This is a genomic window from Streptomyces sp. NBC_00390 (genome assembly GCF_036057275.1).
Classification (GTDB): domain Bacteria; phylum Actinomycetota; class Actinomycetes; order Streptomycetales; family Streptomycetaceae; genus Streptomyces.
Window position 1 is genome coordinate 1913980 of sequence record NZ_CP107945.1, and the last position, 13267, is coordinate 1927246.

Sequence of the window (13267 nt, forward strand, 5' to 3'; positions counted from 1 at the left end):
GTCGTGCCGCCGCAGCGTCTTGGGGGTGAGCAGTCCGCGACAGCGCGGCTGGTGAGGGAGGGCAGGAGTGGCCGGAGACACCCGGTTTGAGGAGTTCCAGGAATTCGCGCGTACGCGCAGCGCGCGGCTCTTCCGGACCGCACTGCTGCTGACCGGCGGCGACTGGCATCAGGCCGAGGATCTGGTGCAGACGGCGCTGGGCAAGGCGTTCGCCTCCTGGGGGCGGGTGCGGCGCGCGGACCGCCAGGACGCGTACGTCCGCAAGGTCCTGGTGCGCATCCATCTGTCGCAGCGACGGCTGCGGCGCAGCTCGGAGCAGCCCGTGCAGACGGTCCCGGACAGCGCGTACGGCGACCGAGGCGATCCGGAGCTGCGCGTCGCGCTGCTGTCGGCGCTCGCCCAGCTGCCTCCCAAGGACCGCGCGGTGCTGGTACTGCGCTACTGGGAGGACCGCAGCGTGGAACAGACCGCGGCCGAACTGGGCCTGCAGGCGGGCACGGTGCGCAACCGCAGCATGAGCGCACTGGCACGGCTTCGTGAACTGCTCGGTGACGAGCGCGAGTCACTCACCACGGTCTGAGGAGGGGCGGAACTTGACGATGATGGACGAGCAGGAACTGAGCAGGGCCATGGACGACGCGGTCGGCGGGGTGCGGCCACAGACGCACACCCTGGTCGAGAGGGCGACGCGCACAGGGCGGCAGCTGCGCGTACGGCGCCGGCTCGCCGCGGGTGCAGCCGTCTTCGCGGTCACCGGTGCGGTGCTGGGGACGTCGGTGTTCGGTGCCTATCTGCCGACCTATGCCGGTGAGGTCACCTCCACCCTGCCGAGCGCGCCGGACGGGGGTCCGGGCGAGGTCACGGTCCCGGACTTCAGCGGGCGTCCGAGGCCCGTCGCGCCGTCGGCCGGCAAGGAGTGGCTGTCCGGCCGGGCGACCGTGCAGATTCTGAAAGAACTGCTGCCGGGGAAGGGCGGGACGTCCGACTACGAGGGGCAGAGCGCACCCGCGATTGCCCCTGGGAGCGGCACCTTCGGCAGGCTGAGCGCCGACGGCTGGCTCGCCGGCTCCGAGGTGCAGGTCAACTTCCAGCCCGGCTTCGGCCGGAGCCTGGCCGTGCAAGGCGGGGATCTCCAGGGGTTCTACTCCTGCGGGCAGCGCGAGCCGGAGGGCACGATGACCGCCTGCGGGGTCACCGAGCTCGCCGACGGCTCGGTGCTGATGCTGTACGAGGACCGGTCGGGGCTGCTGCTGCGACGGCACGCGGATCTGCTGCGGACCGACGGCACCCGGATCTCCGTGGGCACCACCAACGGCGTGGACATCGAGGACGGGCCGGTCATCGGCTCGCAGCCGCCTTTCAGCCTCGACGAGCTGCGCGCGGTCGTGACCAGCCCGCGCTGGCAGATGCACGTGGACCGGGAGGTCAACGAGCGAGCGAAGGAGCTCACGCCGTACAAGGACCGCACGCAAGTGCTCCCGGCCGACGGCTCGGATCCGGTCGACGACCGGGGGCGCACCGCCGACGAGAGCCCGGCCGACTAGGACAAGGAAGGGACAAGGACACGCCTACCGCCCCTCAGGGCAGCACGGCCACCCCGTCCACCTCGACCAGACACTGATCGTCCCAGAGCCGCACCACCCCGATCACCGCCATCGCCGGGTAGTCGCGCCCCGCCAACCGCCGCCAGATGCGGCCCAGTTCGCTCACGTGCGCACGGTAGTCGGCCACGTCGGTGGCGTAGATGGTGACGCGGGCCAGGTCGTGCGGGGTGCCGCCCGCCGCGGCGAGCGCGGTGAGGAGATTGGTGAGCGCCGCCTCGAACTGTTCGGGCAGCGCAGCACCGACGACCTTTCCGTCGGTGTCCAGTGCGGTCTGGCCGGCCAGGAACACCATCCGGGAGCCGCTGGCGGTGACGGCGTGGGAGAAGCCGGTGGGGGGTGAGAGCTCGGCCGGATTGTGGCGCTGCAGGCTCATCGGGACGTCTCCTCGGCGTACGGCTCCCCGGCGGGAAGCGCTCCGGCGTACAGCTCCTTGGCGATGATCGTGCGCTGGACCTCGGTGGCGCCCTCGTAGATCCGGGGTGCCCGTACCTCACGGTAGAGGTGTTCCAGGAGGTGTCCGCGCTGGAGGGCGCGGGCACCGTGCAGCTGGACGGCGGCGTCGACGACGTACTGCGCGGTCTCGGTGGCGAGGAGTTTCGCCATCGCGGAGCGCTGCGGCACATCGGCGGCGCCGTCGTCGTACGCGCAGGCCGCCGCGTACACCAGCAGCCGCGCGGCCTCCGTGCGGGTGGCCATCTCGGCGACCTTGTGGGCGACCGACTGGAGGTCCTTGAGGGGGCCGCCGAAGGCGTGCCGGGTGGCGGTGTGGTGGAGAGTGGCGTCCAGGGCGGCCTGGGCCATGCCGACGGCGAACGCGCCGACGCTGGGGCGGAAGCGGTTGAGGGTGTTCATGGCGACGCGGAAGCCGCGGTCCACCTCCCCGAGCACATCGTCCGCGCTGACCGGCACATCGGTGAAGGTCAGTGCGCCGATCGGGTGCGGGGAGAGCATCTCGAGGGCGGTGCCGTCCAGGCCCGGACGGTCGGCGGGGACGAGGAACGCGGTGACGCCCCGGGCGCCCGCCCCGTCGGTCGTGCGGGCGAAGACGGTGTAGAAGTCGGCCTCGGGGGCGTTGGAGATCCAGCGCTTCTCCCCGCTCAGCCGCCAGCCGGCGCCGTCCGGCACGGCCTTGAGATCCAGGGCCGCGGCGTCCGATCCCGCGTCCGGCTCGGACAGTGCGAAGGCGGCGACGGCACGCCCCGCGGTCACCTCGGGGAGCCAGCGCTCGCGCTGTGCGAGCGTACCCGAGTGGACCAGCGCGTAGCTGCCGAGTCCCTGCAGGGCCAGCGCGGTCTCGGCCTCCGTGCAGCTGTAGGCCAGGGACTCGCGCAGCAGGCACAGTTCCAGCGCACCTGCGGTGAAGAGGCGTTCCAGCAGGCCCAGTTCGGCAAGGGCGGCGACCAGGGGCCGGTTGACCCGTCCCGGTTCCCCTTTCTCGGCGAGCGGCCGCAGTCGCTCGTGGGCCGCGGTGCGCAGCTGCGCACCCCATGCGGTCTGTTCCGGATCGAGTGAGAATACGGGCATTCGAGCCCCCACTTCCGACGGCCGGGGTTCCGGGGCCTCGCGGCGGCACCGCGGACAGCCTCCCCGGAAAGCACCGTATCGCGGACCATTGACTGTCGTCACCTTAACGATACGCTCGATGCGCGACCCCACCACGAGAAGGGGGCGAACCATGGAGCTGTCACCCTCGGCCCACCTCGACACCTTTCCGCGCGACCACTTGCCGCCTGCCGGGCAGTGGCCCGATCTCGTCTTCGGCCTGCCGGCGCTGATCTATCCACAGCGCCTGAACTGCGGGGCGGAGCTGCTGGACCGGACGATCGAGCGCTTCGGCGCGGACCGGCCCGTCTTCCGTACCGGGGGCGGCGAGGTCTGGACGTACGGAGAACTGCGCCATCAGGTCGACCGGATCGCACATGTCCTGACCTCCGAGCTCGGGGTGGTACCCGGCAACCGGGTGCTGCTGCGCGGCCCGAGCACCCCCCATCTGGCCGCCTGCTGGCTCGCCGTGATGAGGACGGGAGCGGTGGCGGTCACGGTCCTGGCGCAACAGCGGGCCAAGGAGCTCGCCACGGTCTGCGAAATCGCCGCGGTCAGCCACGCCCTGTGCGACATCCGGTCCCTCGACGACCTGGCCAAGGCCGAGGTGCCGGGCCTGCGGATCACCGCCTACGGAGGCGACGGTCCCGACGATCTGCTGCGACTGGCCTCGGCGCGGCCCGAGGAGCCGTACGAGCCGGTGGCGACGGCCGCCGACGATGTCGCGCTGATCGCCTTCACCTCGGGCACCACAGGCCGCCCCAAGGGGTGCATGCACTTCCACCGCGATGTCCTGGCGGTGGCGGACACCTTCTCGGAGCAGGTCCTGCGGCCCGAGCCGGACGATGTGTTCGCGGGCAGCCCGCCGCTGGGCTTCACCTTCGGGCTCGGCGGTCTGGTGATCTTCCCGATGCGGGCCGGGGCGTCCGCCCTGCTGCTGGAGCAGGCCGGTCCCGCACAGCTGCTGGAGGCGGTCGCCAAGCACCGGGTGTCGGTCCTGTTCACCGCACCGACCGCGTACCGGGTGATGCTGGACAAGCTCGACGGGCACGACACCGGCTCACTGCGGCGCTGCGTGTCGGCCGGCGAGAATCTGCCCGCGGCCACCTGGGAGGCCTGGCAGGAGCGGACCGGGCTGCGCATCATCAACGGCATCGGCGCGACCGAGCTGCTGCACATCTTCATCTCGGCGGCGGACGAGGCGATCAGACCGGGCACGACCGGGGTTCCCGTGCCGGGGTGGGAGGCGCGCGTGGTGGACGAGGAGGGCCGTCCCGTGCCGGACGGGGAACCGGGGCTGCTGGCCGTGCGCGGCCCGGTGGGCTGCCGCTATCTGGCCGACCCGCGCCAGTCGCAGTACGTACGGGACGGCTGGAACCGCACCGGCGACACCTATGTGCGCGAGCCGGACGGCTGGTTCCGGTATGTCGCCCGCGCCGACGACATGATCATCTCGGCCGGGTACAACATCGCCGGACCCGAGGTGGAGGACGCTCTGCTGCACCACCCGGAGGTCGCGGAGGCCGCCGTGGTGGGGCGCCCCGACGAGCTGCGCGGGCAGATCGTGGTCGCGTATGTGGTGCTGCGCGGCGGGAGGGGGCCGGGCGACGACACCGCGCAGGCGCTCACCGACTGGGTGAAGCAGCGGCTGACGCCGTTCAAGTGCCCGCGCGAGATCGTCTTCCTGGACGCCCTTCCGCGCACGGCGACCGGCAAGCTGCAGCGCTACCGGCTGCGGGCCATAGAGTGATCACGTGGCCGAGCAGCACACCCCCCGCTCCCTGATCGTCACCCTGTACGGCGCGTACGGACGCGAACGGCCGGGTTCCCTGCCCGTGGCCGAACTCATCCGGCTGCTCGGGGTGCTCGGCGTCGACGCGCCGTCGGTGCGCTCGTCGGTGTCCCGGCTCAAGCGCCGCGGTCTGCTGATCCCCGAGCGCACCGAGGACGGGGCGGCCGGCTACGCACTGTCGGCCGACGCGCGCCAGCTCCTCGACGACGGCGACCGGCGGATCTACGCCCGCCCCGCGCCGCAGCTGTCCGACGGCTGGGTCCTCGCCGTCTTCTCCGTACCGGAGGCCGAGCGCCACAAGCGCCATCTGCTGCGTTCACGGCTCGTGCGCCTCGGCTTCGGTTCGGCGGCGCCGGGGGTGTGGATCGCGCCGGCGAGGCTCTACGAGGAGACGCGGCACACGCTGCGGCGCCTTCAGCTCGATGCGTACGTGGACCTGTTCCGCGGGGAGCATCTCGGCTTCGCGGCGACGGCCGAGGCGGTGGCGCGCTGGTGGGACCTGGGGGCGATCGCCGAGCTGCACGAGGAGTTCCTGGCTCTGCACGAGCCGGTGCTGCGCGCGTGGGACGCGCGGGACGACACTCCGCCCGCAGACGCCTACCAGGACTATCTGCCGGCCCTGGACTCGTGGCGGCGGCTGCCGTACGCGGACCCGGGCCTGCCGGCGGAGCTGCTGCCGCAGGGCTGGCCCGGAGGACGGTCGGCGGCGGTGTTCGCGCGACTGCACGAGAGGCTGCGGGACGCGGGGGCGAAGTTCGTGTTGGGTGGCGGGGGCGATTGAGCGAGGAGACGGCCGAGGCGTTGCAGCCGGTATGGCGGGTGGCCGCGAATGTCGTGCTGTGGCGGGCGGTACGGGGACCTGGGGCAGCAGTTGCGCCCCGGCACCATGGCCTACTGGGCGGGGCGCGGGTGTACGTCATGCCGGCAGACGCAATCAGGTGAGTCGACCGACCGTGTCGTGCCGTTCTGTGCCCGTCCATACCCGTACGTCTTCTCATGTGACGCCGGTCAGCGCTGAGATCACCGGCCGGACGGGGAAGTCCAATGAACGTCGTGTCGAGCCGCACTCGCCTCGTGACGGCCGTCGTCGCCGCATGCGGACTGACCGCGCTGCTCGCGGCGCCGGTCGCGGGCCACACCGCCGCGAGCGGCGACGATCGCTCGCGACCGGGTGAGGTCATCACGCTGACGACCGCCCGGGTCGGCGCCCCCGGCAATCCGCCGGTGGCCGTCGTCCCCTTCACCGACGCCGTCTACGCGTCGTGCGCCGACGCCCCCGAGGGGTCGCGCGGCTGCCTGACGGTCGGCGGCGTCGACCACCCCTACGAGATCGGGCAGCTCGAAATCACCGTCGGCCAGTGGGTTGCGTTCCTGAACACGGTCGACCCCGAGGGCCGCGACCGGCTCGCCCTCTACGAGGACACCGAAGGTTCCTCGGCCTGGCCCAAGTACGGCCAGGTCGACTTCGACGCGGACGCCCGCAGGGGCCGCCACTACTCGGTGGCCTACCCGCAGTGGACGGACAAGCCCTACGGCTTCGCGAACTTCCTGGAAGCGGCGCGCCTGGCCAACTCGCTCGACAACGGCCGGATCCTGTCCAAGGAGACCCGCACCGAGGGCCGCTTCGCCTACGTCACCTACAAGGTCCGGCTGTCGCCGCGGACCGAGCGCGGGGTGTACGACCTCACCCGGCGGAACGCGACCCGCACCAGCGACTCCGGCTTCGTCGTCCCGAGCCAGAACGAGTGGATCAAGGCCGCCTACTACGACCCGAGCGGCGGCGGCACGTACTCCTACTGGAAGTACCCGACCAACCCGGGCGTCTTCGGCGACGGCGCCGCGACAGCCCCCTCCCCCACCGTGCTCAACCCCGTGACCGGCGACGTCACCAACGCGGCGACCCAGCCCCTCGCCTCATACCACGCCTCCGGCCTGCCCGCCCCGAGCTGGTGCCCGGGGCAGGTGCCGCCCAGCGTCTGCGACACCGCCAACCCGATCGGGCTGGACCCGATCACCTACGCCGGCGTCTACGAGGGCAGCCTCGCGACGGTCGGCCAGGCGCGGACCACCTCTCCGTGGGGCACGCTCGACCAGGGCGGCAACGCCGTCGAGTGGACCGACACGATCACCCCGCCCCCGGCCGGACCCGACGCCGGGCGGGTGTGGCGGCGGCTGCACGGCGGAGTGTCCAACGCGCCCGCCTTCCAGATGTGGCCGTCCGCCGTCGGACTCCAGCCACAGGACAACGTGTTCTACGCCCACGTCTATCCCTGGCTGGGTATCCGCATCGGCGTGATCGGCAACCCCGCAGCCCGCTCATGAGCCACCTGCCCCTGCCACTCGCAATCGCTCTCGGCGCTCACGGATTCGTCCTCCCATGGCCAGAGTTCGGAAACAGGCGGTCAGCGTGAGGTGAGCGTGAGCCGTGGTTTCGGTGCGTCCGTGCGGCCGGTCGGTGGTGTGCGGCTGCCCGCCCGGTACGGCAGCGGCCAGGGCGCCCCCGGCCCCGTGTAGCCCTGCTCGGCCGCCGCGTGCAGCGTCCAGTGCGGGTCGTAGAGATGGGGTCTGGCCAGGGCGCAGAGGTCGGCTCGGCCGGCCAGCAGCAGTGAGTTCACGTCGTCCCAGGAGGAGATCGCGCCAACCGCGATGACCGGGACGTTCACCTCGTTGCGGATCCGGTCGGCGTACGGGGTCTGGTAGGAGCGGCCGTACTCGGGCTGTTCCTCCGGGACGACCTGGCCGGTGGAGACGTCGATGGCGTCGGCGCCGTGCGCCGCGAAGGCGCGGGCGATGGCGACGGCGTCGTCCGCGGTGGTGCCGCCGTCCGCCCAGTCGGTGGCGGAGATACGGACCGTCATGGGCCGCTCGTCCGGCCAGACGGCCCGCACCGCGTCGAAGACCTCGAGGGGGAACCGGAGCCGGTTCTCCAGCGGACCTCCGTAGGCGTCGGTGCGCCGGTTGGTCAGCGGGGAGAGGAACCCGGAGAGCAAGTAGCCGTGGGCGCAGTGGAGTTCGAGCAGGTCGAAGCCGCTGCTCGCGGCGCGCCGGGCCGCGCCGGTGAACTGCTCGCGGATCTCGGTGAGTCCGGTGCGGTCCAGTGCGTGCGGGATCTGGTTGACACCGGCGCGGTAGGGAAGCGGGGATGCGGCGGCCAGGGCCCAGTTGTCCTGGTCCAGCGGCTGGTCGATGCCTTCCCACATGAGCTTGGTGGAGCCCTTGCGGCCGGAGTGGCCGAGCTGGACTCCGATCGCGGTGCCCGGCGCGCCGAGGTGCACGAAGTCCGTGACACGGCGCCAGGCGTCGCCCTGCTCCTGGGTCCAGAGCCCGGTGCAGCCGGGGGTGATGCGGCCTTCGGGGCTGACGCACACCATCTCGGTCATCACCAGGCCGGCTCCGCCCAGCGCACGGGCGCCGAGATGGACGAGGTGGAAGTCGCCGGGAAGCCCGTCATCGGCGACGTACATGTCCATGGGTGAGACGACGACCCGGTTGCGCAGGGTGAGGGAGCGCAGCCGGAAGGGGGTGAACATCGGCGGGGTGCCGGGCGGGCAGCCGAAGTCCTTCTCGACGGAGCCGGTGAAGGCGGCGTCACGCAGCCGCAGATTGTCATGGGTGACCCGGCGGCTGCGGGTGAGCAGGTTGAAGGCGAACTGGCGGGGCTGCTGGTCGACATAGGTGCCGAGCTCCTCGAACCAGCGCAGGCTGGCCGCGGCCGCCCGCTGGGTCGACTCGACGACCGGTCGGCGCTCGTTCTCGTACGCCGCGAGGGCGGCGGACAGATCGGGCTGCTCCTCGACGCAGGCGGCGAGGGCGAGAGCGTCCTCGACGGCGAGTTTGGTTCCGGAGCCGATGGAGAAGTGCGCGGTGTGGGCGGCGTCGCCGAGCAGCACCGTATTGCCGTGCGACCAGCGGTCGTTGACGACGGTGCGGAACGCGGTCCAGGCGGAGGTGTTGCCGCGCAGGGGGCGGCCGTCGAGTGCGTCGGCGAAGATCTTGGCGCAGCGGACGGTGGACTCCGCCTCGTCGAGCTGGTCGAAGCCGGCGGCTCGCCAGACCTCTTCGCGCATCTCGACGATGACGGTGGAGGCGTCCCGGGAGTAGGGGTAGCCGTGCAGCTGCATCACGCCGTACTCGGTCTCGGCGATCTCGAACCGGAAGGAGTCGAAGGCGAAGTCGGCAGCGAGCCAGATGTAGCGGCACCGATGCGCGGTGATGCGGGGCACGAAGGCGTCGGCGTGGGCGTCCCGGGTGGCGCTGTGCACACCGTCGGCGGCGATGACGAGGTCGTGCGTGGCGGCGAGTTCGGCGGCGGGCAGGGCCTCGGAGCGGAAGCGGAGCCGTACGCCCAGTCCTTCGCAGCGCTCGTGCAGGATCTGAAGGAGCCTGCGGCGGCCCAGTGCGGCGAAGCCGTGGCCGCCGGAGGTGAGGGTGCGGCCGCGGTGGACGATGTCGATGTCGTCCCACCGTACGAACTCGGCCTGAAGTGCCTGGTGGACGACCGGGTCGGCGTGCTCGATGCCGCCGAGGGTCTCGTCGGAGAGGACGACGCCGAAGCCGAAGGTGTCGTCGGGGGCATTGCGCTCCCAGACGGTGATGTCTCGGTCGGGGCCGAGCCGCTTGAGCAGCGCGGCCGCGTACAGCCCGCCGGGTCCGCCGCCGATGACGGCGACGCGCAGGGAAGCGGACATGGCTATCGCCCCTGCCATTTGGGCGGGCGCTTCTCGGTGAAGGCGGCGTGGAACTCGGCGTAGTCAGCGCCGTTCATCAGCAGCGCCTGGGTCGCGGCGTCCAGTTCGACCGACGCGGCGAGCGGCATGTCGAGCTCGGCGGTGAGCAGGGCCTTGGTCTGCGCATGGGCCAGGGCCGGACCGTCAGCGAGCCGACGGGCCAGTTCGCCTGCCCGCACATCCGCCTGACCCTCGTCGGTGAGCTCGCTGATCAGACCGATCCGCTCCGCCTCGGGTGCGCGGACGGCCTCGCCCAGCATCAGCAGCCGCGTGGCATGGCCGAGTCCGACGACCCGCGGCAGCAGGTAGGCCGCGCCCATGTCTCCGCCGGACAGGCCCACCTTGGTGAACAGGAAGGCGAACTTGGCGGACGGGTCCGCGACCCGGAAGTCCGCGGCGAGCGCGAGCACCGCGCCCGCTCCGGCGGCGACGCCGTGCACCGCGGCGATCACCGGGAAGGGGCACTCCCGGATCGCCCGGACGACCTGACCCGTCATGCGGTTGAAGTCGAGCAGCTGGGCGGTGTCCATGGAGAGCGTCGCGCCGATGATCTCGTCGACATCACCGCCGGAGCAGAAGCCGCGGCCCTCGCCGGCGAGCACCAGCGCGCGTACGGAACGCTCCCGGGCCAGCTCGGCGAGGAGGTCGCGCAGGTCGGCGTAGGCGCCGAAGGTGAGCGCGTTGAGCTTCTCGGGGCGGGCGAGGGTGACGGTCGCGACACCCTCGTGCCTGGTCAGCCGCAGATGGCGCCAGTTCTCGGTGCGCGCTGCGGAACCGGTAAAGGGGCTCATGGAGTGTGGCCTCCTTCGGCGGGCGGTCTGCCGGCCGGGGCCGGCCCGGCTTCTGCCTGTCCTCCGAAGCTATCACCCTTACGTGACTGCCGTCACGAGTGCGCTATACGCGCGCCCTGAACGTCCGCCGCGATACGGCAGAGGTCCCGGCAGCAGCGGGACCCGGCCCGGCGATCCGTCCCGTCCGTACCGGCACGGCCCTGACGCGACCGCAGGCGGGCCGCGCCGGTGCGCCCCCGCACCGGATGCGGCGGCGGACCGGGGGGCACGGAGGCGCATGGTCAGGCGGCGGCACCACTATGCGCCGGAGGCATCCGCCCCCGTCGTGCCGCCGGCGAGCGTGGCCACCATGACGGCCTTGATCGTGTGCATCCGGTTCTCCGCCTGGTCGAAGACGACGGAGTGCGCCGACTCGAAGACCTCGTCGGTGACCTCGAGCTCCGCGAGGCCGTGCGTCTCGTGGATCCCGCGGGCGACCGTGGTGCCCAGGTCGTGGAAGGCGGGGAGGCAGTGCATGAACTTCACCTGCGCATTGCCCGTGGCGCGCAGGACATCCATGGTCACGGCGTAGGGGCCGAGGACCTTGATGCGCTCGCCCCAGACCTCCTTGGGCTCCCCCATCGACACCCAGACATCGGTGGCGACGAAGTCCGCTCCCCGCACCCCCTCGGCGACGTCCTCGGTCAGCGTGATCCGGGCACCGCTCACCTCGGCGGCCTGCCGGGCACGGGCGACGGTCTCCTCGGCCGGCCAGTACGAGCGGGGCGCGACGATACGGACGTCCATGCCCAGCAGCGCTCCGGTGACCAGGTAGGAGTTGCCCATGTTGAAGCGGGCGTCGCCGAGGTAGGCGAAGGTGATCCGCTCCAGGGGCTTGTCGCAGTGCTCTGTCATGGTCAGCACATCGGCGAGCATCTGGGTGGGGTGCCAGTCGTTGGTCAGGCCGTTGTAGACGGGCACCCCCGCGTACGCCGCGAGCTCCTCGACGACATCCTGGCCGTCGCCCCGGAACTCGATGGCGTCGAACAGGCGGCCCAGCACCCGGGCGCTGTCCTTGGCGGACTCCTTGGTGCCGATGTGCGCCCCGGCCGGGTCGATATAGGTCGTGGACGCACCCTGATCGGCGGCCGCCACCTCGAAGGAGCAGCGCGTACGGGTCGAGGGCTTCTCGAAGATCAGCGCGATGTTCTTGCCGCGCAGCCGCTGCACCTCGGCACCCGCCCGCTTGGCCGCCTTGAGCTCCGCGGCCAGATCGATCAGGCCGCGGAACTCCTCGGCGGTGAAGTCCAGCTCCTTGAGGAAGTGCCGGCCTTCGAGGTGTATCGCCATGGTGGCTGCTCCTGGGTCGCTGCTGCGGGTACCGTGGAACTATATACGAGAGTATGCATCGCTATACAGCACCTTCCCGCACTGTGGGACACGGCAGGCACAGGTCCCGGGATCCGGCCCGGGTCTAAACGGCCTCGCGCTCGACCGGGCAGCTCATACAGCGCGGGCCGCCCCTGCCCCGCCCCAGTTCGCTGCCGGGGATCTCGATCACCTCGATGCCCTGCTTGCGCAGATGCGTGTTGGTGGTGACATTGCGCTCGTACGCGACGACGACACCGGGCTCGACGGCGAGCACGTTGCAGCCGTCGTCCCACTGCTCGCGCTCCGCCGAGTGCACGTCCTGCGTCGCCGTCAGCACCCGGATCTCCTGCAGTCCCAGCGCCGCCGCGATCGCGCTGTGCATGTGCTCCGCCGGATGGTCGCTGACCTTCAGCCCCTGCCGGCCGTCGGCCGGTTCGATGGTGTACGAGCGGAGCATGCCGAGCCCCGCGTACTGGGTGAAGGTGTCCGCGTCGACCATCGTCATCACGGTGTCCAGGTGCATGAAGGCCCGCCGCTTGGGCATGTCCAGGGCCACGATCGTGCGCGCCGAACCGGCCGCGAACAGGCCGCGCGCCAGCATCTCCACGGCCTGCGGCGTGGTGCGCTCGCTCATCCCGATCAGCACCGCCCCATTGCCGATGACGAGCACATCGCCGCCCTCGATGGTGGAGGGGTAGTCGTCCTGGCCCTCCGACCAGTGGTGGAAGGTGCCCGCATCCGGTCCGGCGAAGTGCGGATGGTGCTTGTAGATCGCCTCGAAGTGGACGGTCTCGCGCTGCCGGGCCGGCCAGCGCATCGCGTTGATGGAGACACCGTCGTAGATCCAAGCGGAGGTGTCACGGGTGAACAGGTGGTTGGGCAGCGGCTGGAGGAGGAAGTCGTCCAGGTCCATCGCGTGGAAGCGGACGGACGTCGGCTCGGTGTGACCCGCTAGGAACTCGCGCTTGGTCATCCCGCCGACCAGCGCCTCGACCAGTTCGGGCGTGGGCAGTTCGTCGAACGCGACCCGGAGGTGGTCGGTGGCGAGCGGCCCGTACTCCTTCTCGTCGAAGACCCGGTCCAGGACCAGTTTTCTGGCCTCCTCGATCTCCAGCGACTCACGCAGCAGATCGCCGAACAGATGCACCACCACGCCGCGGTCGCGCAGCACGTCCGCGAATCCGTCGTGCTCCTGCCGGGCACGGCGCACCCAGAGCACATCGTCGAAGAGCAGTGCGTCCTTGTTCCTCGGAGTGAGCCGCTTCAGCTCCAGATCGGGACGGTGGAGGATGACCTGGCGCAGACGCCCGGTCTCGGAGTCGACATGGAATCCCATACCCCCATCCTCACCGGCCGAACGCCGGTTCACCCGGCGAACGGCTCTACCGCTGCGAACCGCTTCCGGCTCGTCCCGGGCCCGCTCGCGGGTGATCCGCTCGATGGCGTCGGCGGCTGCGGGAA

At 71.4% G+C, this 13267-nt stretch carries 11 protein-coding genes; 5 read left to right on the forward strand and 6 right to left on the reverse strand.

The features are described 5' to 3' along the window. Window positions 1-67: 67 nt before the first annotated feature. The gene (locus tag OHS70_RS08005; RefSeq protein WP_328395121.1) at window positions 68-580 is read left to right on the forward strand and encodes a SigE family RNA polymerase sigma factor; all 513 of its coding nucleotides are present in this window, start codon (window positions 68-70) and stop codon (window positions 578-580) included. 13 nt (window positions 581-593) lie between these two features. Then, a complete protein-coding gene (locus OHS70_RS08010) occupies window positions 594-1544 on the forward strand; it encodes a hypothetical protein (protein WP_328395123.1) in 951 nt (316 codons plus the stop codon). Between the two features lie 34 nt (window positions 1545-1578). Here OHS70_RS08010 and OHS70_RS08015 read toward each other — a convergent pair whose 3' ends face one another. Continuing rightward, entirely contained in the window at window positions 1579-1977 is a 399-nt protein-coding gene (locus OHS70_RS08015; protein WP_328395125.1) for a RidA family protein, read from the reverse strand. Beyond that, the gene (locus OHS70_RS08020) at window positions 1974-3128 is read right to left on the reverse strand and encodes an acyl-CoA dehydrogenase family protein (protein WP_328395127.1); all 1155 of its coding nucleotides are present in this window, start codon (window positions 3126-3128) and stop codon (window positions 1974-1976) included. The genes OHS70_RS08015 and OHS70_RS08020 overlap by 4 nt, the downstream gene beginning before the upstream one ends. A gap of 151 nt (window positions 3129-3279) precedes the next feature. Between OHS70_RS08020 and OHS70_RS08025 the strand changes: the two genes are divergently transcribed. The 3 genes from OHS70_RS08025 to OHS70_RS08035 all read left to right on the forward strand — a co-directional run bounded on the left by OHS70_RS08025 (window position 3280) and on the right by OHS70_RS08035 (window position 7260). Beyond that, complete coding sequence (locus OHS70_RS08025; RefSeq protein ID WP_328395129.1) at window positions 3280-4896, forward strand: AMP-binding protein; 1617 nt, start codon at window positions 3280-3282, stop codon at window positions 4894-4896. 4 nt (window positions 4897-4900) lie between these two features. Then, the gene (locus OHS70_RS08030; protein WP_328395131.1) at window positions 4901-5719 is read left to right on the forward strand and encodes a PaaX family transcriptional regulator; all 819 of its coding nucleotides are present in this window, start codon (window positions 4901-4903) and stop codon (window positions 5717-5719) included. Between the two features lie 263 nt (window positions 5720-5982). After that, entirely contained in the window at window positions 5983-7260 is a 1278-nt protein-coding gene (locus OHS70_RS08035) for a hypothetical protein (RefSeq protein ID WP_328395133.1), read from the forward strand. Between the two features lie 80 nt (window positions 7261-7340). Here the strand turns inward: OHS70_RS08035 and OHS70_RS08040 are convergent, their stop codons facing one another. The 4 genes from OHS70_RS08040 to OHS70_RS08055 all read right to left on the reverse strand — a co-directional run bounded on the left by OHS70_RS08040 (window position 7341) and on the right by OHS70_RS08055 (window position 13142). Next, window positions 7341-9644 (reverse strand): bifunctional salicylyl-CoA 5-hydroxylase/oxidoreductase, encoded by a 2304-nt coding sequence (locus OHS70_RS08040; protein WP_328395135.1) that lies wholly within the window; start codon window positions 9642-9644, stop codon window positions 7341-7343. Continuing rightward, entirely contained in the window at window positions 9629-10456 is an 828-nt protein-coding gene (locus OHS70_RS08045) for an enoyl-CoA hydratase family protein (protein ID WP_328395137.1), read from the reverse strand. The genes OHS70_RS08040 and OHS70_RS08045 overlap by 16 nt, the downstream gene beginning before the upstream one ends. Before the next feature lie 297 nt (window positions 10457-10753). Next, the gene (gene argF, locus OHS70_RS08050; RefSeq protein ID WP_328395139.1) at window positions 10754-11785 is read right to left on the reverse strand and encodes an ornithine carbamoyltransferase; all 1032 of its coding nucleotides are present in this window, start codon (window positions 11783-11785) and stop codon (window positions 10754-10756) included. A gap of 124 nt (window positions 11786-11909) precedes the next feature. After that, on the reverse strand, window positions 11910-13142 hold the full coding sequence (locus tag OHS70_RS08055) for an arginine deiminase (RefSeq protein WP_328395141.1): 1233 nt from the start codon (window positions 13140-13142) through the stop codon (window positions 11910-11912). Window positions 13143-13267: the final 125 nt, after the last annotated feature.

What these genes read in the sequence shown, in the direction of transcription:
- OHS70_RS08015 (WP_328395125.1), bottom strand. Translation starts at nt 1,977, where the DNA reads ATGAGCCTGCAGCGCCACAATCCGGCCGAGCTCTCACCCCCCACCGGC.
- OHS70_RS08020 (WP_328395127.1), bottom strand. Translation starts at nt 3,128, where the DNA reads ATGCCCGTATTCTCACTCGATCCGGAACAGACCGCATGGGGTGCGCAG.
- OHS70_RS08025 (WP_328395129.1), top strand. Translation starts at nt 3,280, where the DNA reads ATGGAGCTGTCACCCTCGGCCCACCTCGACACCTTTCCGCGCGACCAC.
- OHS70_RS08035 (WP_328395133.1), top strand. Translation starts at nt 5,983, where the DNA reads ATGAACGTCGTGTCGAGCCGCACTCGCCTCGTGACGGCCGTCGTCGCC.
- OHS70_RS08040 (WP_328395135.1), bottom strand. Translation starts at nt 9,644, where the DNA reads ATGGCAGGGGCGATAGCCATGTCCGCTTCCCTGCGCGTCGCCGTCATC.
- OHS70_RS08045 (WP_328395137.1), bottom strand. Translation starts at nt 10,456, where the DNA reads ATGAGCCCCTTTACCGGTTCCGCAGCGCGCACCGAGAACTGGCGCCAT.
- argF (WP_328395139.1), bottom strand. Translation starts at nt 11,785, where the DNA reads ATGGCGATACACCTCGAAGGCCGGCACTTCCTCAAGGAGCTGGACTTC.
- OHS70_RS08055 (WP_328395141.1), bottom strand. Translation starts at nt 13,142, where the DNA reads ATGGGATTCCATGTCGACTCCGAGACCGGGCGTCTGCGCCAGGTCATC.